General features: G+C 44.0%; 21 protein-coding genes. 9 read left to right on the top strand and 12 right to left on the bottom strand.

The window, feature by feature from the left end:
- Positions 1–24: 24 nt before the first annotated feature.
- The gene (locus F8C82_RS09200) at positions 25–939 is read right to left on the bottom strand and encodes a GYDIA family GHMP kinase (protein WP_151693295.1); all 915 of its coding nucleotides are present in this window, start codon (positions 937–939) and stop codon (positions 25–27) included.
- The gene (locus F8C82_RS09195; RefSeq protein ID WP_151693294.1) at positions 936–2,288 is read right to left on the bottom strand and encodes a hydroxymethylglutaryl-CoA reductase, degradative; all 1,353 of its coding nucleotides are present in this window, start codon (positions 2,286–2,288) and stop codon (positions 936–938) included. The genes F8C82_RS09200 and F8C82_RS09195 overlap by 4 nt, the downstream gene beginning before the upstream one ends.
- 140 nt (positions 2,289–2,428) lie before the next feature.
- Between F8C82_RS09195 and F8C82_RS09190 the strand changes: the two genes are divergently transcribed.
- Both F8C82_RS09190 and F8C82_RS09185 read left to right on the top strand, forming a co-directional pair.
- A complete protein-coding gene (locus F8C82_RS09190) occupies positions 2,429–2,716 on the top strand; it encodes a hypothetical protein (protein WP_151693293.1) in 288 nt (95 codons plus the stop codon).
- Positions 2,716–3,087: a hypothetical protein gene (locus F8C82_RS09185; RefSeq protein ID WP_151693292.1), complete on the top strand. Its 372-nt coding sequence runs from the start codon at positions 2,716–2,718 to the stop codon at positions 3,085–3,087. The genes F8C82_RS09190 and F8C82_RS09185 overlap by 1 nt, the downstream gene beginning before the upstream one ends.
- Here F8C82_RS09185 and F8C82_RS09180 read toward each other — a convergent pair.
- From F8C82_RS09180 to F8C82_RS09170, 3 genes are read right to left on the bottom strand one after another with little or no spacing between them, the layout of a single operon-like run.
- Positions 3,050–3,622 carry a hypothetical protein gene (locus F8C82_RS09180; RefSeq protein WP_151693291.1) on the bottom strand — a complete coding sequence of 191 codons (573 nt, stop codon included), beginning with the start codon at positions 3,620–3,622 and terminating at the stop codon, positions 3,050–3,052. The genes F8C82_RS09185 and F8C82_RS09180 overlap by 38 nt on opposite strands.
- Positions 3,623–3,669: 47 nt before the next feature.
- Positions 3,670–4,335, bottom strand: a complete 666-nt coding sequence (locus F8C82_RS09175; protein WP_151693290.1) for a hypothetical protein — start codon at positions 4,333–4,335, stop codon at positions 3,670–3,672.
- On the bottom strand, positions 4,332–4,790 hold the full coding sequence (locus F8C82_RS09170) for an META domain-containing protein (RefSeq protein WP_151693289.1): 459 nt from the start codon (positions 4,788–4,790) through the stop codon (positions 4,332–4,334). Before F8C82_RS09170 ends, F8C82_RS09175 begins: the two co-directional genes overlap by 4 nt.
- A 157-nt stretch (positions 4,791–4,947) precedes the next feature.
- Here F8C82_RS09170 and F8C82_RS09165 point away from each other — a divergent pair, with 157 nt between their 5' ends.
- From F8C82_RS09165 to F8C82_RS09155, 3 genes are all read left to right on the top strand, one after another.
- Positions 4,948–5,394 carry a hypothetical protein gene (locus tag F8C82_RS09165; protein WP_151693288.1) on the top strand — a complete coding sequence of 149 codons (447 nt, stop codon included), beginning with the start codon at positions 4,948–4,950 and terminating at the stop codon, positions 5,392–5,394.
- A gap of 371 nt (positions 5,395–5,765) precedes the next feature.
- Positions 5,766–6,293: a hypothetical protein gene (locus tag F8C82_RS09160; protein ID WP_151693287.1), complete on the top strand. Its 528-nt coding sequence runs from the start codon at positions 5,766–5,768 to the stop codon at positions 6,291–6,293.
- 123 nt (positions 6,294–6,416) lie between these two features.
- A complete protein-coding gene (locus F8C82_RS09155; RefSeq protein ID WP_151693286.1) occupies positions 6,417–8,720 on the top strand; it encodes a TonB-dependent receptor in 2,304 nt (767 codons plus the stop codon).
- 370 nt (positions 8,721–9,090) lie between these two features.
- Here the strand turns inward: F8C82_RS09155 and F8C82_RS09150 are convergent, their stop codons facing one another.
- From F8C82_RS09150 to F8C82_RS09140, 3 genes are all read right to left on the bottom strand, one after another.
- Positions 9,091–9,528 (bottom strand): hypothetical protein, encoded by a 438-nt coding sequence (locus F8C82_RS09150; protein WP_151693285.1) that lies wholly within the window; start codon positions 9,526–9,528, stop codon positions 9,091–9,093.
- 249 nt (positions 9,529–9,777) lie between these two features.
- Complete coding sequence (locus F8C82_RS09145) at positions 9,778–10,134, bottom strand: hypothetical protein (RefSeq protein WP_151693284.1); 357 nt, start codon at positions 10,132–10,134, stop codon at positions 9,778–9,780.
- Positions 10,135–10,282: 148 nt separating this feature from the next.
- A complete protein-coding gene (locus tag F8C82_RS09140) occupies positions 10,283–11,755 on the bottom strand; it encodes an energy transducer TonB (protein WP_151693283.1) in 1,473 nt (490 codons plus the stop codon).
- A 119-nt stretch (positions 11,756–11,874) separates the two neighbouring features.
- Here F8C82_RS09140 and F8C82_RS09135 point away from each other — a divergent pair, with 119 nt between their 5' ends.
- Positions 11,875–13,917, top strand: coding sequence for a tetratricopeptide repeat protein (locus F8C82_RS09135; protein WP_151693282.1), 2,043 nt, complete (start codon positions 11,875–11,877; stop codon positions 13,915–13,917).
- Positions 13,918–13,919: 2 nt separating this feature from the next.
- Here F8C82_RS09135 and F8C82_RS09130 read toward each other — a convergent pair whose 3' ends face one another.
- The gene (locus tag F8C82_RS09130) at positions 13,920–14,567 is read right to left on the bottom strand and encodes a hypothetical protein (protein WP_151693281.1); all 648 of its coding nucleotides are present in this window, start codon (positions 14,565–14,567) and stop codon (positions 13,920–13,922) included.
- A 298-nt stretch (positions 14,568–14,865) separates the two neighbouring features.
- Here F8C82_RS09130 and F8C82_RS09125 point away from each other — a divergent pair, with 298 nt between their 5' ends.
- Complete coding sequence (locus F8C82_RS09125) at positions 14,866–15,288, top strand: DoxX family protein (RefSeq protein ID WP_151693280.1); 423 nt, start codon at positions 14,866–14,868, stop codon at positions 15,286–15,288.
- Here F8C82_RS09125 and ygiD read toward each other — a convergent pair.
- From ygiD to F8C82_RS09110, 3 genes are all read right to left on the bottom strand, one after another.
- Positions 15,275–16,162 (bottom strand): 4,5-DOPA-extradiol-dioxygenase, encoded by an 888-nt coding sequence (gene ygiD, locus F8C82_RS09120; RefSeq protein WP_151693279.1) that lies wholly within the window; start codon positions 16,160–16,162, stop codon positions 15,275–15,277. The two genes, F8C82_RS09125 and ygiD, sit on opposite strands and share 14 nt — an antisense overlap.
- A gap of 159 nt (positions 16,163–16,321) precedes the next feature.
- Positions 16,322–16,840 (bottom strand): hypothetical protein, encoded by a 519-nt coding sequence (locus tag F8C82_RS09115; RefSeq protein ID WP_151693278.1) that lies wholly within the window; start codon positions 16,838–16,840, stop codon positions 16,322–16,324.
- Between the two features lie 73 nt (positions 16,841–16,913).
- Entirely contained in the window at positions 16,914–17,468 is a 555-nt protein-coding gene (locus tag F8C82_RS09110; RefSeq protein ID WP_151693277.1) for an inorganic diphosphatase, read from the bottom strand.
- Positions 17,469–17,776: 308 nt separating this feature from the next.
- Between F8C82_RS09110 and F8C82_RS09105 the strand changes: the two genes are divergently transcribed.
- Together F8C82_RS09105 and F8C82_RS09100 are read left to right on the top strand one after the other, a co-directional pair.
- Positions 17,777–18,211, top strand: coding sequence for a DoxX family protein (locus F8C82_RS09105; protein WP_151694072.1), 435 nt, complete (start codon positions 17,777–17,779; stop codon positions 18,209–18,211).
- Positions 18,212–18,222: 11 nt separating this feature from the next.
- Positions 18,223–18,702, top strand: a complete 480-nt coding sequence (locus F8C82_RS09100) for a glutathione peroxidase (RefSeq protein WP_151693276.1) — start codon at positions 18,223–18,225, stop codon at positions 18,700–18,702.
- Position 18,703 lies beyond the last annotated feature (1 nt).

The raw sequence follows: 18,703 nt of genomic DNA, 5'->3' as shown, positions 1-18,703 counted from the left end.
TCATGAGAGAGAGTTTTTGAAAATCTATAGAATTAATTCATTCCAGTTGAAAATCGTTGTGATTCCATGAGCTTTAAGTCGCTCTAGGTCTCGGGAGTCTTCTGTAGCGAGTAAGAAAAAATCGCCTCCCCATGCTCCTAAATGCTTGATCGTTCCACTGAGGTTAGGTATCGTATTCTGGAGAACCTCCCTTTCCATAATCGTGCCGAGTATTTCCTCATGCTGAGACATGCATTGACAGAAATGATGAAAATTCTCAGTGGAGTGCATTTGTTCCGTTAATTCCGTGATGGGGTCTACGAGTGTTTGGCGCATTTCGGGAGCCAGCTGACTATAGCTTTTCACTTCTCGCTGACTATTTTGCTTTTTGCCGGAATAGGCGAAATAGAGTTGATCCGCGAAGGTGGGGTGATGTAGAGTTACCTCATATTCTGGTTTCGATTCGTGAAGTTGAAAGAGGACCCCAGCATTTTCATAAGCCACTGCTACATCATATCCAGAGCCTGTGAGTGTATTGTAGAAAAGTTCATGTGGGTTAACTTCCAACCAATGGGCGAGTAAAGCAACTAGACTGCTGCTCGAACCCAAGCCCCATTCATTAGGGAACTCAAGTTGAGTTTCAACACTCCATCCTCCAAACGGGTTGGAGTTGAGGTCGAGGGCTTTCATCAAAAGTCGATGCAAGGTTTCTGCTACTTCGATGTCGTTCTGATTGAGCAATTTTCCATCAGAATCCCAAAGACCTCTAAACCATGCTTCGCCTTTACTATTGGTGCTTTGCCATTTAAGACCAGCGCCAGGAGAAGGGATGGCCGAAAGGTTTTGGCCTAGAACTGTAGGTACAGCCCAAGCGAGTGCACCATCGAGTACGGCGTACTCTCCGGTAAGCATCAACTTTCCGGAAGCGTGAATTTGCTTCGGGCCAAATGAATGACTCATTTGTCTTTATTCACACCTGACTTAGGTACAGGAATGCCTCTGAGTTCGCAGAATTTGGAAACAACCAAGTTGTGATGTGGCACCTTATCGGTAAAGTGCTTTACAATGGCATCGCGTTCTTCCGGAGTGGCTTCAAGTTGGTTGAGAATATTGAAAAGGTGCATTTTCATGTGACCTTTTTGAATACCTGTGGTAACCAATGCACGAAGGGCAGCAAAGTTTTGAGCTAGTCCTGAAGCAGCAACAATACCCATCAGTGTTTCACTGTTGGGATCGCCGAGCATCTCGTGAGCGAGTTTCACCATTGGATGAAGCTTGGTCAATCCACCAACAGTTCCCAAGGCAAGAGGGATTTCAATCCAGAAAGTAAATACGCCGTTCTCCACTTTACAGTGTGTGAGGCTGGAATACTGTCCGTTTCTAGAAGCATAGGTATGCGATGCTGCTTCGATAGCTCGGAAGTCATTTCCCGTTGCAATTACAACGGCATCAATACCATTCATAATTCCCTTGTTGTGCGTTGTTGCTCGGTAAGGCTCCACCTCGGCAATTCGAACGGCACGCTGGAATTTGCTGGCAAACTCCTCTGGAGATACATCCTTGTCATCGTTGAGTTCTTCAACCTTACAAGACACTTCTGCGCGAACTACACATTCTGGGGTGTAGTTACTCAAGATGCACATAACCACTTGAAGATCGCGGTCTTCAGCTGATAGATCGGTTCTCAACTCGATATCTGCTCTCATTACCTGAGCAAATTGCTCTAAACAAGAGTTGATGAAGTTTGCCCCCATTGAATCACACGTTTCAAAACGCGCTTCAATTTGGTAGTAGTTTTCGAGGACATCCGTTTTATTGACCAGAGCAATACTCAAAATACCACCTCCACGAGCACGCATATTAGCCGTGAGTTCTTCAGTCTCTTCGTAGAATTTTGGTTTCCAATCTTCAAAGAGTGTAGAAAGCGTTTCAAACGATCCAGCATAGTTAAAGTGAACATGGCCTACTTTAGTTGTGCTGATGATTTCCGTTTTAAAACCTCCTCTTTTCAACCAGAAGCCCGCAGCTTTCGAGGCTGCAGCAACCACCGAACTCTCTTCAATGGTCATGGGAAGAGTGTACAGTTGATTGTTAATTAGGAAATTAGGAGCTACTCCAAACGGGAGGAAGTAGTTGGTCATCGTGTTTTCGATGAAATCGTCGTGTAGTTGTTGACGCTTTTCGTTCGAATGCCAATACTCCTTTAGCAATTCGCGTGCTTCTTCAGGATTTTCAAAGTGTTCGTTTACTAACCACTCTATTTTACCTTCCTTAGAAAGTTTACTGAATCCCTTAATCGGTTGTTTCATAGCTTCTAATTGTGTTGCAAAGGTAAACGATTCCAAGCAAAGGAATGTTTTTAGTGTGTTCGTTAATTTGAATCTAAAGTTGGGGCAAATATCCACTCGTGTACGTTCGTGATTGTTCCATTTGGATGTATCTTTACCGCATGGCAAACCTCATAAGATGTGCAAGTTGCGGGCATTGGAATGATGCGTCGCTGACAGATTGTGCGGAGTGTAATGCGCACCTGCACGCCGAAAAAACAAAACGTGCTGAGGCTAGGTTGCAACATGGGGATTCAGAGGGGAATACTTGGGAATTTCCGATTATTCAAGTGAAGCCACATTACCCTTGGTACGTGAAACCTTTTCTGTACACGGCTAGGGCTATTCAAATCACAGGCTTGGCCATAGGCGGAGCTATCGCTTGGTCAGCTTGGTGGGCCGCAGCATAATGAAGAAATTCTGGCGAAAAGATCTTCTCTGGTACCTGGCCTTTGTCTTGGTTTTTCTCATCCACCAAGTAATGCAGGAAGTCGGGGTTCATGTTCCCATCCTAGATAATTATCTAGATCCTTTTACCGCGATACCTGTGATGCTAGGTACGCCTTTAATGATCTTTCGGATCTGGCAAATCGATGCCATTTTCTACAAAGTGACCACCATCGCGTTTACGGTTATCCTCATCGGTGTCTTTGAAACGACATATGTAGTGGAGGTAAAGATTCATCCTGATGTTTGGGATATTCCAATGTATGTAGCGGGAATGCTGGTGTTTTTGTGGAAGATCAATCCTCCTCCTCTTTCTCTACAAAGTGAGAGTTGAACTTCTCCACCATTTCGGAGAAGGTTCTCTTGGTTAGTCGCAAGAAGCCATACCCACTGATGTGATATGGAAATGGATTAGGAGGGTGTACCCATTCTGTTTCTTCCCATTCCCAAACATTCAATCCATATAGTCCATTTCTCTTGGTCGTAGAAAAATCAGCCAAGAGATAACTCGTCGGTTTGATTTGTACCGTATCGCCAGCAGCATTCGTAAGAATGTCTGTCCAGTTACTATCGGCTAAGTTGCGGGAATCTTTAGCCATTATGAAATACACAGGAGTAAAGGTGTACTCTTCCTGAAAGGCCAATCGAATTTCGCGATTTTCAGCAGCATTTATTTGTGCGTAATCGTCGGCTTTATCATTCATACCCCGGCTTCTCAGGTAATCTATGCGATCTCCATCGTCATACAAGCGAACGATTAAAACTCCACTGCGAAGATGATCGGCTCTTTGTTTCGCGCCTTCAAAATCAAATTGCCCCATTGCAAATAGCGATAGGAACAGGGATGCAATGGTCAGTGTGTATTTCATCCTAGTTTTTATTAAGTAACGCAAAGGTAGAACGATTAGATGGGCGATTAAAAGATATATCGCGCTTGAAGAGAAAGTCCGCCAGTGTTGTATGCGAGTTCAGTATCAAAAGAATAAAGCGCATTTTGGTTCATCTCAAACTTAAATTCAAAATTTCTCCAAGGCCTGTATTGAAGTCCGAGCGTAACAGTCCCTACCATGTTGTGATCGCCTAACGTTTCTGGATCGAGTCCATAGCCCGCTTGTAATCCTCCATAGGGCTGAATTAAACTCGATGTATTGGTTCGTATGATGTATGTCAATCCCAATCCAGTACCATTGTATCCTACCTTATTGACAAGATCAGTCGTGTTGCCATATTGCAATTGCCCTCCTACAAAGTGCTCAAAACTCCCACTGCGATTCAGTTTTCTGAGATATCGAACAGAAGTGGTCACCCGAAACGAGCTATCAGCGGCATCCAAGCCATAAGCACCAGACAAGTATAAGTGGTCAAAATCACTGAGCATATATCCGAATCCAAGTAGAGCCACGGCTTCGCCCCCTGGATCAGAAGAACTGACTTGAGGAATTAGGCCAACGCCGCCATCTATATGAAAATCGCCCTTTTGGGCGGCAATAGGTGGAGGAGCCATCGTGGTGTCCACTAAAATTGATGAACAGCTGGAAGTTAGAATAGTCAGAATCGAGAGGGATAGGATTTGGTTTTTCAAGACTTCATGAATTTTAATACCAATACATCTCCTGCCATTAAATGCAGTTCATTATCAGAGATTTTGAAAGAAGAAGACGAACGGATGGCATAAACGAGAGCTTTATCTAATTCATCATCTAAACAGGCGAAGGTAGTCATCTCAAAATCTCTATAAACCGTTAGTTTTTGGTTTTCGTCAGTGAGATAACTAACGAGAAAGCTATTGCAGGTGGTATAGCCGGAAAGTTTTCCATTCTTTGAAAAGACGACATATGGACTTGATCGATGAAAATCAGTTACGCTTTCTCCATCAGGAGTGATCAGTTCCATTAAATCCCATTTGATTCCAGCGAGTTGAGACGAATCGGTCGAAGCTCGAATCGAATCGGTTTCCATCAATTGAGAATGTACAGTTGGCAAGTCTGTGTTCAGTAGCAGGCTGAATATCGGAAGGAGGGTTGTCATCAGTTTCATAAGCTTCGAAATTAGGATAGTAGTCTATGGATTAAGGTACGATACTCAAGAAATAAGCATACCGTTTTTTTAATAGAGGGAATTGACAATGGAAATAACCTACGCTTCTGAACGTTGAAATTTTCTATCTTCCACCGAAATTTCAACGAAAGCTCACATGAAGAAGATTGGACTGATACTTAGCTTAAGTCTTGTTGGATTCTTTTACAGTAACACGTCGAAGGCACAACTTGTACTTCAGTTTGGATATGAGAATATTTTCCAAGGTGCCTATGTAGGTGCGGGTTATATTTTCGCGGATAGAGTGATGTTAACAGGAGAAGTTGGGCTGGGCTCTGAGTTTCTCATTCCCAAGGCTGATTTGGCTGTGCGGTTTTTGCGATTGAGAGAATCGGAACTCGATTTCTATATCGGGGCTGGTTACGGCTATACATTCGAAAGGATAGAGAATGTTTTTCCATCTTACATGTACGAAGGTATTGTGTCCATGCACTATCACGGATTTATCGTGGGTTATGCTCTAGGATTTTATGATCCCACCAATCCGGCATTGTCGGGAGTTGGTGATTACCACTACTTCAAAATAGGCGTACAGTTCGACTAAAGTCCTAATGTTAGATGAAGGAAGAAGATTGAAAGGTATTCAGGTTCTGAATGCTTTTCAATCTTTTTTTTGGTTGGATTTTCGGGGGATTTTGCCCCGGGGACAGCACCCCTGTCCCCAGTTTTAAGTTCTGAATTCTCGTGGAGAAATTGCCGTATCTCATGCGACACTTTTTCAACTAAAAACGTTTGAAAACTAGGTGTTTACAAACGTTTGCATGGCGGCTTCTTCAGAATAATTATGTAGATTCTCGATGGGCGGGGAGGGCAAAGCCCTAGTACAATTCGGCGTTGTTTCCACCACATTCGAATCCCTAATCATGACCTCTCTATTTTATTTTCTCCCCTTCCGTGCCCTACATTTGTCCACACATGCAGAAACTCAGAATCACAGTTGGATTGCTCTTTACTGCCCTTTTATTGTGGCAGGCTATGGGCGTGTTTCCAACTTTTGAGTTCACTTTGAATCGCGTTCGTCGAGAGATGAAGGCGGCGATAAAAAATGGAGTGCCGGAATCAGAATGGGTGGAGTTTGCTATAGATTCTATTCAATCTCATATCACGTGGACAAAACCTGAAAAGGAGTTTCGCTACCGCGATAAGATGTACGATGTCCTTCATTATCGAGGTGATTCAAGTGAAATTGTGGTCTGTATCATGGACGTTAAAGAAAGCGGTCTCTTCGAACATCTCGAAGAACTCGTGGCGCAGTCGGGGTACGGAAATGATGACCATCCTGGGCCAATCCGACAGGTGATCAAGGCGTTTTCTCCTGTTTATATCTTATCCGAAGACATGCTGATACCACCTGCCTTGTCATGGCATGTGATTCATCGCTCTGAATATCATCTACCTGGATCAGCCATCCATCCACGTGAGGTAGAACATCCACCTTGTTAAATGACGCAATCCACCTACTTGATAGCCTGACTTAGCTAAAGTTCAGGCTAGTGGTGTGTGCTCTATTCTAGAGTATTTCACCAAACCAATATTGGAGAGAAGTAGTCATTTAACATATTGAATATGAAACAGTTTTTCGCTGTTTGCGTAGCCTTATCAACTTCAGTTCTAGGCTATGCACAATCCTTTGAAGGCCAAGTGGTCGACAAGCTAGGTAACCCTGTGCCTAATGTTTTGATCTCGCAAGACAATTCTGTGATCGGTCAGACGGATGCAAATGGAACCTTTAGTATGAATTGTCCATCTGGAAGCATTGTGTTTTCGAGTATCGGTTTTGCAAAGACGGAGTTGTCTTACGTGAACTGCGACGAGAAGATGATAGTGGAGCTTCAAAATTCAGAGGTAATTCAGGTAGTTGATGTTTTTGGACGGTATGCCGATCCTCAAATTGACTTGCCACAACAACAGAATAGAAGTGTAGTGACTCGTGCAGATCTGCAGGAGCAAACCGGTTTGTTCTTGGAAGAAAGTATGAACAGAACTCCGGGAGTTCGCGTAGAGAAACGCACCATGGCCGGAGGTCAGCGGGTTACAATTCGCGGGTACGGAAATACCGAGCGCTTTAATGGCTACGGATATCGAGCATACTTGAATGGTATTCCCGTGACAAATGCAGAAGGGGTAACCACTTTGGATGACATCGATCCTTCCCTTCTTCAGAATATCACTGTAATTAAAGGTCCAGCAGGCACGAGGTATGGCAATGGAATTGCAGGTGCGGTTTTGATGGAGTCGCTCCAACCCGCGAAAAGTGGAACTCGCGTTTCTCAAGAGGGACTGGTGGGATCATACGGACTTTGGCGCACCAACACGCGTTTCGAAAACCGAGATGAGAATTCCTCTATCATTCTGAATTACGGTCATCAGAATTACGATTCATACCGCATACACAGCGCTTCAAAGAAGGATTTCCTATCCCTTTACGGCAATGTCAATTACGCGGCAAATCGGTCAATGAGCTATTACTTCGGATACGCGAATTCGCAAGATCAATTGGCGGGTCAATTGGACTCTACACAATTCTATAACAGAGAGAACATAGGAGAGGATCGCTATTTGGGTAATGATGGTCGTGTGTATTACGAAGGATATCGGGCCGGACTTTCTCATGCGGTACAATTCGGATCTTGGTCGAATAACACGAGCGTTTTCTTTTCAAATATTGATCTTGAACAAGCGTATGCAGTGGGTTTGAATAGAAAGAACACCACAGGAGCTGGGGCGAGAACGGTCTTTGATTGGGCAAACTCCGACGGATACTTGGTAGGTAGCGTGGGGGCAGAATTGCAATTCAACAGTGCTTATGGCAAGACATATCGCTACATGGATCATGTCATTCTTGGAGTGAATTCTGATATCGAGTTTGACGGAGCTAATGCCATGACCTTTACAGAATGGACGTACCAATTTGCTCCTAAATGGAGTATTACTGGAGGCCTTAGTTACACTTCGGTTAAGTATGATATCACTGATCGACTCACCTATGTATCAGGTCATGTAGATGGAAGTGGCAATCTGACCTTCCCTTCGCAGTTGAGTCCTCGCCTTAGCCTTTTGAAAGAAGTGTCGAATGCCTTGAGTTTTCAGTTGAGCTATAGCCGTGGTTTTTCTGCCCCAACCTCTTCGCACATCGTGATTGGACAAACTGGAGAAGTGAATACATCACTGATTCCTGAAATGGCTGATCAGGTTGAATTTCATGGGTTTGGATCTACTGTCGACAACCGTTTGCGCTACGATTTGAATGTGTACGCACTGATGATTAGAGACAAAATCACAACGGAGGCGATCGCGGATAGTACGGGGTCTGTGATCTATACACGCTCCACCAATGCAGGCGGTCAGAACAATTTCGGAGTAGAGTTAGCTCTGGATTATGCAATTATTCGAGGATCTTCATCCCTTGTGAAAAACTTGAATTTGTCTGCTAATTACTCGTACAGCAACCATACCTATGATGGCTTTATGAGTGATGCTAATAACAACTCGGCTACTGAAGATTATTCTGGTAATGCAGTTTCAGGTGTGCCGCCGCATTTGGCAAATATCATGCTGACCGGTGAGTTTGCTGGTGGATTCTATGCGAACATCGGTTGGCAATATGTAGACGAAATGCCGATCACATTCGACAACAAACACTTCGCTCCATCTTTCAATTTGTTGAATGCCAAGGTGGGGTACAAGATAGAGCTTGGTCGATTTGCATTGGATGCATTTGTAGGTGGACAGAATCTCACCAACGATTTGTACTATACCATGATCGTCTTGAATCAGAGCTTTTCTGGACCAAGTTCACCTAAGGTTTACTTGCCAGGGGTAACGAGTTCATCCTTCTACAGCGGCTTGAAACTTTCGTACAAACTCTAAAAGATCAATCCGGACTCGCTGAAAAGGGAGTCCGGACTTTTGGTATGAAAAGTTTGATATGCACCTTCGTCACGCTAGTAGTGGTTGCTTCTTGTGGCCGATTTGGCAATGAAACTTCGGAGTCTAGCACTTCTTCAGAGAGGTATCTTTGTCTTTCAAGCAATACACTGAAATGCTGTATGCCCTCGGGAAGTCCACGTACGGTATTGAGTCGTGAACGCATTGCGGAATGTTATGGAGTTGAAACTTCTCTGGCTAGTGGTCAACTTATAGTGAGAGGGGTGAAATAAAAGGGAGTGTCGCTAGCGACACTCCCTTTCAATGTGGTAGCCGATTGAAGGCTACCCTACCTGCATGTATCTTAACTACTTCAATTATGAAGGGGAGGAGATAGTTCGATAAAGTCGACAATCTCCTCACGCAATTCATCAATAACAGCACCGATAACTGCACAGTCGTGTAACTCCAATATCGATTCTAGACTTTCCAGTTTCATGAGAGAAATGAGTTCATGTACGAGGTATTCGGCGGAGTTTAATTTCTGAGCGACTGGAATCTCTCCGAAATAACTACTCACTCTACAGGGAAAGTGATCCATCAAAACCAAGGCACTTAACCCATCGGAACTGAGGTCTTTTAAGATTTGAATGTCATCAGAATCCAATTGATTGATGTTGCTGGATTCAAGGGCGAAGAATTGAACTTTTGGAGATTCTTCTGCCAATTTATTAATGCAGGAATCTCCACAGTATAGAAGTAGTGTTTTGTCGGGAAGTCCCTCTACAAAACGCTTATAGTCTAAATGCATCTCAATAGAAGTTGAGAAATGTTGATAGGTAAAACCTTCGGCACGAAGGAAAAAAGGGAACGGACTCGTTTAGAATTCAGAGAAAGACTCTGAATATGTGAGAAGCATGCCCGAATCTCCGAGCCCGTTCCTTTGAGGATTCGCAATTGCGATGTGTTGTAGATGTGTCAGCAATGTGACACATGATACCACTGCGGAATACTGCAGTAGCGTATACCGTGATGTGGCTGATATTGTCAGCTTACCGTTTTAAGAAAGGTGGAAGCGCCACTGATGATTTCGCACATACAGCTTTGTTGGCGGCATGGCGAGCAAACTCACATCGATGGGCTGCGATGTCGAAAGAAAATCGCTGAGGATAGAAAAGAACTTCCTATCGGCGAATTCGTACGCGTCAAATTCATCATCCTCGGTTTCTTCACTGATGTCTTCTGCTACAAAGTAGAATAGATCGTGACCTACTGAATGATTGAAGTGTTCGGATTTGGGATGAGGTTGAGCCGTGTTCACTTCTGTAATAGATGCATTGGCTCCCTTGCTACTAAATGCAGCTGCGATGGTAGCAAAAGCCCAAATGATTACAAGAAGTCGAAACTGGATTTTCATCCTTGAGTTTTAGAGCTACAAAGGTAAAAGACATCTTAGCGAAAAACGCAAATTTCCGTTAAAACATCTTTAGAATGAGTAGCTTAAAGGTTGTGGTTGGATAGTGTCTCTAAGTACCAAGGTGAAGTGTGAAAAGCGCTTCTCACTTCTATTGCAATCTTGCATTTAGAGGGACGCTGTATCGCATGCGAACTGGCTTGCCGTCTAGTATAGCTGGAATCATCTGTGGGAGATGACCCACCGCTCGCATGGCAGCCTTGTCAATTTCAATATCCCCAGAAGAACGCACTACATTGATGCCAACGATGGCTCCATTGGTGGCAATGACAAAATCAACCCAAGCTCTTCCCTGGCTACCTATTTGTCGACTGATTTCTGGAAATTCGAAATGCTTAGCGATGGTCGAGTTGATCTTTTGTTGAAAGCAAATGAATTTTTCATGTTCGCTAGTCTCTGTACATTCAGGTAATGAAGGTCGAGCTTCACCACTTGTGTGCGTGTTGATATAGTCCATGTCACTAAACACAGGGTAATCCTCTAGGGATTGCGTGAACTGGCGCTCGATAATTGAATTAAGAGAAGGGTAGATGTAGACATGGGACGGCTCGTTCTCTTTCATGTTTTGTTCCCATGATTCAGCAGGGCCAACAATGATCGTAGAGGTTTGGTTGGAGTGATCATGAAAGATGGCCATGTGATAACCATTTAGTGTATAGACGGGGAGGCCTATGGTAGAGTAGAAGTATTCAAACTTGTCGGCGTCTCTGGATTCTTGATCATAGGGTAGGGCCAAGTGAACCACTGGCACCTCTTCGGATGAACACTCTGAAATGAGATCCTCTAAATATTTAGCGCATTCTAGGTATGTGACGTAGCGGACATAGTTTCCATCATCGGTCGCAACTCTCTGAATGTATGGGCCGTTTTCTCTTTGTCGCCAAACTTCTGGTTCGCCTTTCACAATAAATTCACTTTGGCCAAGTGGCACACGAAATCGAACGATGTCTTCAGCGGGTTCAATATTGGTCCAAGTTGTATCCAAGTTGTATGCTGAATTCCCCTCTGCGATATTCAGCAACTCGTACCATCCTACACAACCGGCTGTCATTCCATCTTTCCAACGAATCAAACAAGGATAGGCATTCCATTCAATGCGCTGTACCGAGATTAAGGTTGTGTCGTTTGTGATGTAGAAATCAACAGCAGGGCCGTTTTGGGTATACATGCCAGGCTTGTGGAAGATGTAGAGGATACTGTCTCCCTTTCTGTAGGGCTCTAATTTATTGCGGATATCCTCAATTTCAGATCGAGAGAAATCCCACGTAACGATGTGACCAGCAGATCTCGTTCTGTGTATGCTAAAGGAGTGAAGAGAGTCAGCCCAACGCGTAACCATAGCAGGGATGCGATAGGCGAGTGTATCGATTTCAACGTCCAATAGTGGGTTCACCTTTTCTGAAAGAGGTGAAAAGCGACTGGATACTTGAAACGGTGAATCTCCTCGGGTGATTCTTGCCATCTCTTCAATAGAGATGGATTGAGAAAAGACACAAACAGAGGAAAGAGTGAACACACCGATGAGGAGTGTTTTTAGGATGAGAGCGAATCGAGATGCCAACATGAAATTCAAGCTGAATTATTTAACAAGGCAAATATACTGTCACTTTTAAAACCTTCACATTTTGTAAAGTGCACTATCTAGACCTTTCTCTATATTCGCTTTTCATCACAGGAATTCCCATGAAGAAGATTTTACCTCAATTACTCGGATGTCTGGTGTTGGTGCTGATTGCAACTTTCACGGCCACCAAGGGAGAATTGTTGAACTATGACGATGAACGCTATATCGCTAGTAATCCGTGGTTGAATGGGACGTCAAATCCAGATGAATCAATCCTGACGACTTTTTTTGATGGTCACTATCATCCATTAACCCTCATCAGTTTGAAGCTGGATTTGGGCTTTGGAAAGGATCCCATTGCTGCCCACCACACGGTGAATTGGTTGTTGCATGGATTGAATGCCACAGTCCTCTTGTGGTTTGTGTTTACGCTGACAGGCAATCGAAAACTTGCATTGGGCGTAGCCTTGTTGTGGGGATTGCACCCCGTTGCTGTAGAGAGTTATGCATGGATGACTGAACGAAAGAATGTATTGTATGCCCTGTTTTTCCTCTTGGCAAGTACCCAGTATATACTTTACCTGAAGGAGAGAAAGATGGCCCGATTGGGGTATGTGGCTCTGTTCTTCGCGCTATCGTGTTTGTCAAAAGCTCAAGGAATATTGCTGGTGCCCGTTCTCTTTTTATTGGATTACTATGTATCTGGTTTGCTGTGGGATAGGAGTAGATGGAAGGAGAAGTTGGGATTCGTGCTCGCAGCTATTGCAGTCGCCTACATCGGACAGTTAGCGCAGAATGAAGCGTGGAATGTAAGTGAACAGACTTACGGAGTGGTCAACCGCCTGTTTACGGGGTCATATGCTTTTGCGGTGTACATAATACATACTGTTATTCCGGTTGGACTTTCACCGTACTATCCATATCCAGCAGATTACAATGCGGAGTTATCAATCTTACATTATTTGTCGCCTTTGGTTTTTGTAGCCTATGCTCTTGCCCTTTTCAAGGCCTATCGCAGAGGAGCGAAGCTTTGGTTCTTTGGCCTGTGTTGGTTCATCGTGAACGTGGTATTACTTCTCAAGATACTAGAAGTGCCATTCGGAGCATACATCATGGCAGATCGATATGCTTATGTTCCAATGATGGGGTTGTTGATCCCTCTCGTTTCTGAATTGTACACGCTGGTTCAGAAATATGTCAAAGCCAAGAATCCAGAATACATCGCAACTGGCGCAATTGCATTGGTGTTCGTGGTTTTGCTGCGCAGTGGAATCTCAGATTGGAAATCCAGCGAGTCGCTTTGGTCGAAAGTGGTGGATGAATATCCAGCATATCCTCATGCCTACAATATGTTGGCCTTGGGCTACATTGGTGAGGGAAATGCAGAAGATGCTATCCAGACATTTGAACAGTTAGATCAACTCAGTCCGGACAAATCAGATGCTCCAATCAACCTTGCGGTTTTATATGAGCAAATGGGGAATTCACTGGATGCGGATGAACAGTTGGAAATTGCACTCCAACGGGAGCCGGAGAATGAGCAAGTTCTTGAGAAGGCTACTATTATCAAACTGAGAAGGAACAAGTTGGAAGATGCCTTACGGTATTCCGCTAAGGCCATCGAACTGTATCCTGAATCTGTGGAGTTGTACATTTTGCGCTCACAGGTCTTGGCACGAAATGGTCAGGTGGAAGAGGCAATAGACCTTCTTGAAGAGCAACCTCAAACCAATGCGGTTCAAAAACTCATTGGACAACTCCAACAATTGCAACGAAGTACACCATCACAGGGGGCGTCACGAGAACGCAATGCGGCTAAGATGTTCATGGACCAAGGCGTACAAGCGGCTAAGTCGGGCAATTATGATCTCGCATTAGAGAACTTCGACAAGGCTATTCAGGCAGATCCCACCATGTACGAGGCCTACGCTAACCGAGGTAGCTTCTACGCTCGTGTTGGAGAAACGGCTGAAGCAGAAGCCAACTTTCTTCAGGCGGTGAAGATCAACCCCGGGGCCTTTACCGTGCATGCCATGTTAGGGTTGCTCTATGCCGAAACGGGAGATGTTCAGAAATCCTGTTATCACTACCGTGTAGCGGCTAATGGAGGGGTTCAAGTAGACCCTCGTATGTTGGCGAAATGTGAGGAGAATGGACTGTAAGCTTACTTGCTGAGCTTCATGGTGTCGAGTTGCCAAACCTGGCGAACGTAGTAGTAGTGATACTGGATACTGTCGGGGTCTCCTGTGAGTTCTGTGTACACTTCGGGGTAGCCAGCCAATCCAATTAGCTCTCTTTCGCTGTGTTTGGCCGTTTGGAAATCCAATCCTGTTCGCGTGCGGTAAAAGGGTTTTGGATCTTCTCCGAACTCTTGAGGACGCAATAGTTGAAAGTAATTAGCTCCTATGTGACCTTCTACAAAGAAACTACTGTCGATGAAGGGCTCTACCTGATTGGTTACGGTGGTAGTTTGGGTTGACCATGTTCCAGAATTGGGATCGAAGGTGCGCACTTCTGTCTCTTCCGTGTAAATGCGATCAGTCCATTCCAAGGCCCCTTCAAAATTACCGTTACTGCGATTGTAAAGGGAGATCGATAGCTCGCCTCTCAGTTTATTTCGACCAGTAACGTAAGTGATTTCTCTATTTGGAACATCTACATCAATAAAGGTGTCTCTCGTCTCTCCAGAGAGTTCAACATCGAGATTCATATTGCTAGTGAATTCAAATCCGGTAGACGTAACGGGGTCTTCGCCACAGGCAAATACAAGTAGTCCCAAACCCAAAATAGAGAAGATAGTGCGCTTATTCATGCTAACAAATATGAAGAAATTGACGGTAAGTTGTTTGTTCGAGTGAACAAGGGCCGGCGCATCAATTTCGTGATCGTTCTGTATAGATTGTTACGAAGTTGTGTGACAACAGGTTGGAGAGCGTGACAAATCTATGCGGGGTTAGTAAGAGTATGTCGCCTTTATCCGTGAGATAAGAAGGTACAGGGCATTTAAAAAACGTGCAATATTTCTATGAGCACTTATTCTTGCGTAGCTTGGCTGTATTCTATTTGGTGGTTCAATCCCCCTACTAACACAAGGGTTCAATAAAATTTCAATGAAGTTCTTCAAAGAAGTAAAATCTCACAGTAAAGGCGTTGATTTCTCAATATTAATTTTGCGATTAACCTTCGGAGGGGCTATGCTCGTGCACGGCTTATCGAAATGGAGGAAGCTTTTCAGTGGAGAGGAAATTGACTTCATTGATCCGATTGGAATTGGAGAGACCGAAAGTTTAGTACTGGCCGTATTTGCAGAAGTAGTCTGTGCCATTTTGTTGATGATAGGTTGGATGACGCGCTTTGCTCTTATCCCCCTACTGGCGACTATGATGGTTGCCTATTTCATCGTTCATTGGAACGACGATTTTGGCTCGAAGGAAGCATCTCTGTTGTATGGCGTGGCTTATTTGGCCTTGTTTATTACCGGTCCAGGGCAATTTTCTCTGGATAGATTAAGAAAGAAGCCTAGCCGATTCTAAGTGAAGTCATGCTCAGACTACCTGCTAATAGGTGGTCGTTGAACAACGTGATTTCTTCACTGCCTTCGCGTAAAGCCAAGCTATAGAGTAGGGGTAAATAGTGGTCGGGTGTAGGAATGGCATTGTTCCAAGCTGTGCCTTTCGACTTGTACTCCAACAACGGCTTGAAGTCTCCGTCTAAGATGTACTTGTTGATTTCTTCATGAGCTTCATGCGCCCAATCATATCCGTGATCAACGGTATTGATGTTTCTCCAATCCACCATGCGTAAGTTGTGGATGATGTTTCCACTGCCAACAATCAAAACTCCTTTACTGCGCAGTTCGCTGAGTTTCTTCCCCAATTCATAGTGGTAAGTGGCAGGCTTTGTATAGTCGATGCTCAACTGAATGACAGGAATGTTGGCATCGGGATACATGTGTTTAATCACCGACCAAGCTCCGTGATCGAGGCCCCAGTTGTGATCTAGTTCTACTTCGGTTGGACTGAGGATTTTAGCGGTCTCATTCGCCAACTCGGGGTGTCCTGGTGCTGGATATTCAACATCAAAAAGCGCTTGAGGAAAACCGCCAAAGTCGTGAATAGTAGGTGGCATCTCCATGGCTGTAACTTTGGTTCCTCTCGTAAACCAGTGAGCAGATACACATAAGATGGCTGTTGGAGTAGTTTTGATATTCGCCGCTGCATTTCTAAAACCACGAACAAATTGATTCTCTTCAATGGCATTCATGGGGCTTCCATGACCCAAGAAGAGTACGGGCATCTTTTCAGAAGGAGTAAGTGAATCACTCAACTTCGAAAGATCGGATAAACTGGATAGACCCATAGCGATTGGCATTGCGGAAAGTGCCTTGATGAAGTCACTTCTTTTCATAAACTTAGATTGAGGAGGTGCTCAACAACCTCTGCAAGTTACGAAAATATTTTAATCAATGTTACAACATTAAAAATACCATTACCTAAAGAGGATAGAAGGAAAGCACGGCTGAATTCGCACGGAATCGTCGAGCTGTCATTTCTGATATTTATAGTGTTATCGCTTAAAGGAGATTCCCCAAGAAAGACTGATGCCCGGAATAGGGTCTTCAATTTGTGCATTTAATTCTCCGCTACCTGGAGCTCCAGGGTAATAGCTCATTGGCATCCAAACACCTGCGCCCACTTTGAGATAGCTGCTTTCCAGATGGAAGGTATAGTTGATATTCGGGAAGAGCATCATATCCATTTCAGGACTAGTGGTCGTATTCAGAGGACTTACGAAAGGGAAAGCATGATAACCTGCGGCTTCCATTCCAATTCCCCAATCTTTATAGTAATAGTGCAGTCCAATGAGTGTTGATGAGATAGCTTCTCTATCATCAAAGAACGCCACCGGTACACCTAGACCCAGCTTTAAGCCAATGGCATTGTTGTCGTTTAAATTCCAAACCCCTTCGGCGTTGATTGAAAGTCCGATGAAGTTGGTTCCACCAATTTGGATTTCCGTGTTCAGTGTTTGTCCAAAGGATGCGAATGAGGCCAAGAAGGCCAAAATCAAGAAAGAGCGTTTCATAGAGATGAGCTTATTAGAGTGACTAATAAACACAATCAAAATGAAACGCTCTCCTAATAAGATGTTAAGAAGTTTACTTCTTCAATTCTGCAATGTAGGCGTCGTAATCAGCCATAGATTGTTTTAGAATTTGCTTGGCTGTAGCCGCATCTTGGAAGTCTTCTACTTCTACAGTTTTGTTCTCAAGTCGCTTGTATTCTTCAAAGAAGTGGCGGGTTTCTCGCAATAGGTGTTCTGGAAGTTCAGAGATGTCGTTGTAGTGACTCACACTCATATCGTTTGCTGCAACGGCGATGAGTTTGTCGTCCAACTCACCTTCGTCTAACATGCGCATAACGCCGATGATTTTTGCACGAACGATACAAAGTGGAACAACATCAATTTGAGAAAGTACTAGAATGTCCAATGGATCCTTATCGTCACAATAGGTTTTAGGAACAAAACCATAGTTCGCAGGATAATAGACAGATGAATAAAGTACACGGTCCATCATTAGGAGTCCGCTTTCTTTGTCAAGCTCGTACTTGGCACGCGTGTTCTTAGGAATTTCGATAATGGCATTTACCTCGTCTGGAGCGTTTTCGCCATAATTTACTTTGTGCCAAGGGTTATTTGGATCAAAAGACATGCTAACTATTGTGTTGTGTTTGGTATTCTACCTGCGTTTTCAGGGGCGCAAAGGTAAGCATTGCACGCGTTATATCTGGCGCTACCAGAGATTTTCATGTTAAGAAATCTGTAGGGCAATACTGTGATTTAGACGGTAGTAAGCGATCGTTTTATTCCCTTGGATAAACGAAAGGAGGACCGAGTACGAGTTGCGCTTGATCGTACTCCCCTGATATAAATCAATGCTTTGGAATGATTTACTCTTTTTTTGTCGTGTGCGATATTCTTTTATACATTTGCATCGTGAACGATATAATCGAATGCGATATGAATTGGAATACAGTAAAGACAAGCAGTGTTCAGAATGTGGCGAGAGTGATTCTCGGTTCATTCATGTTGCTAGCAGCAGTGGGGCATATGACTTTCCAGCGATTGGAGTTTCGTGCTCAAGTACCTCAATGGGTGCCTTTAGATACGGATTTAGTGGTGATTCTCAGTGGAGTTGTAGAAGCGGTTCTTGGACTGGGGATGATCATAGGAGGGAAGTGGAAGGTACGAGTAGGATTGGCTCTTGCCCTTTTTTACGTGCTCATTTTCCCAGGAAACATCGCACAATACCTCAATGGAATTGATGCCTTTGGATTGGACAGTGATAGAGCTCGACTCATCCGTTTGTTCTTCCAGCCGGTATTAATTCTGTGGGCTTTGTGGTCCTCTGGTGCTATTAAATGGTGGAGAAATCGAAAAGCAAATCAAGCATAAATAGAGTGGAGATGAATAGTCCTTTTTATCAATTAGAAGCGAAGAGTTTATCAGGAAAGCCAGTGTCTATGAACGACTATGCGGGGAAGACGGTCTTGGTGGTGAACACAGCTAGCAAGTGCGGCCTCGCTCCTCAATTTGAAGGTTTAGAAGCGCTTTATCAGAAGTACAAAGACAAGGGATTGGTGGTTTTCGGTTTTCCGAGTAATCAATTTGCCAATCAGGAGCCTGGAGATGCCGAGTCGATTTCCGAAGCGTGTCAATTAAATTACGGCGTAAGCTTCCCTATGTTCGACAAAATTGAAGTGAATGGATCAAATGCTCACCCCATTTTCAAATACCTAAAAAGTGAATTAGGAGGTATCTTTGGAAGTCGAGTTAAATGGAACTTTACCAAGTTCTTGGTGGATGCTCAAGGAAAACCTGTCAAGCGTTTTGCACCTACCACCAAACCCGAAGCCATCGATAAATACCTGGCAAAATTGCTGTAAT

Origin of the sequence: Phaeocystidibacter marisrubri (genome assembly GCF_008933165.1) — a bacterium.
GTDB classification, from domain to species: Bacteria; Bacteroidota; Bacteroidia; order Flavobacteriales; family Schleiferiaceae; genus Phaeocystidibacter; species Phaeocystidibacter marisrubri.
The sequence above is the reverse complement of the archived record's forward strand: the minus strand, read 5'-3'. Positions and strand labels throughout refer to the sequence as shown.

Coding starts and splice junctions, on each gene's coding strand:
- F8C82_RS09190 (WP_151693293.1), top strand. CDS start 2,429: ATGGCAAACCTCATAAGATGTGCAAGTTGCGGGCATTGGAATGATGCG.
- F8C82_RS09200 (WP_151693295.1), bottom strand. CDS start 939: ATGAGTCATTCATTTGGCCCGAAGCAAATTCACGCTTCCGGAAAGTTG.
- F8C82_RS09185 (WP_151693292.1), top strand. CDS start 2,716: ATGAAGAAATTCTGGCGAAAAGATCTTCTCTGGTACCTGGCCTTTGTC.
- F8C82_RS09130 (WP_151693281.1), bottom strand. CDS start 14,567: ATGAATAAGCGCACTATCTTCTCTATTTTGGGTTTGGGACTACTTGTA.
- F8C82_RS09150 (WP_151693285.1), bottom strand. CDS start 9,528: ATGCATTTAGACTATAAGCGTTTTGTAGAGGGACTTCCCGACAAAACA.
- F8C82_RS09100 (WP_151693276.1), top strand. CDS start 18,223: ATGAATAGTCCTTTTTATCAATTAGAAGCGAAGAGTTTATCAGGAAAG.
- F8C82_RS09180 (WP_151693291.1), bottom strand. CDS start 3,622: ATGAAATACACACTGACCATTGCATCCCTGTTCCTATCGCTATTTGCA.
- ygiD (WP_151693279.1), bottom strand. CDS start 16,162: ATGAAAAGAAGTGACTTCATCAAGGCACTTTCCGCAATGCCAATCGCT.
- F8C82_RS09145 (WP_151693284.1), bottom strand. CDS start 10,134: ATGAAAATCCAGTTTCGACTTCTTGTAATCATTTGGGCTTTTGCTACC.
- F8C82_RS09165 (WP_151693288.1), top strand. CDS start 4,948: ATGAAGAAGATTGGACTGATACTTAGCTTAAGTCTTGTTGGATTCTTT.
- F8C82_RS09155 (WP_151693286.1), top strand. CDS start 6,417: ATGAAACAGTTTTTCGCTGTTTGCGTAGCCTTATCAACTTCAGTTCTA.
- F8C82_RS09115 (WP_151693278.1), bottom strand. CDS start 16,840: ATGAAACGCTCTTTCTTGATTTTGGCCTTCTTGGCCTCATTCGCATCC.
- F8C82_RS09125 (WP_151693280.1), top strand. CDS start 14,866: ATGAAGTTCTTCAAAGAAGTAAAATCTCACAGTAAAGGCGTTGATTTC.
- F8C82_RS09110 (WP_151693277.1), bottom strand. CDS start 17,468: ATGTCTTTTGATCCAAATAACCCTTGGCACAAAGTAAATTATGGCGAA.
- F8C82_RS09160 (WP_151693287.1), top strand. CDS start 5,766: ATGCAGAAACTCAGAATCACAGTTGGATTGCTCTTTACTGCCCTTTTA.
- F8C82_RS09135 (WP_151693282.1), top strand. CDS start 11,875: ATGAAGAAGATTTTACCTCAATTACTCGGATGTCTGGTGTTGGTGCTG.
- F8C82_RS09195 (WP_151693294.1), bottom strand. CDS start 2,288: ATGAAACAACCGATTAAGGGATTCAGTAAACTTTCTAAGGAAGGTAAA.
- F8C82_RS09105 (WP_151694072.1), top strand. CDS start 17,777: ATGAATTGGAATACAGTAAAGACAAGCAGTGTTCAGAATGTGGCGAGA.
- F8C82_RS09140 (WP_151693283.1), bottom strand. CDS start 11,755: ATGTTGGCATCTCGATTCGCTCTCATCCTAAAAACACTCCTCATCGGT.
- F8C82_RS09170 (WP_151693289.1), bottom strand. CDS start 4,790: ATGAAACTGATGACAACCCTCCTTCCGATATTCAGCCTGCTACTGAAC.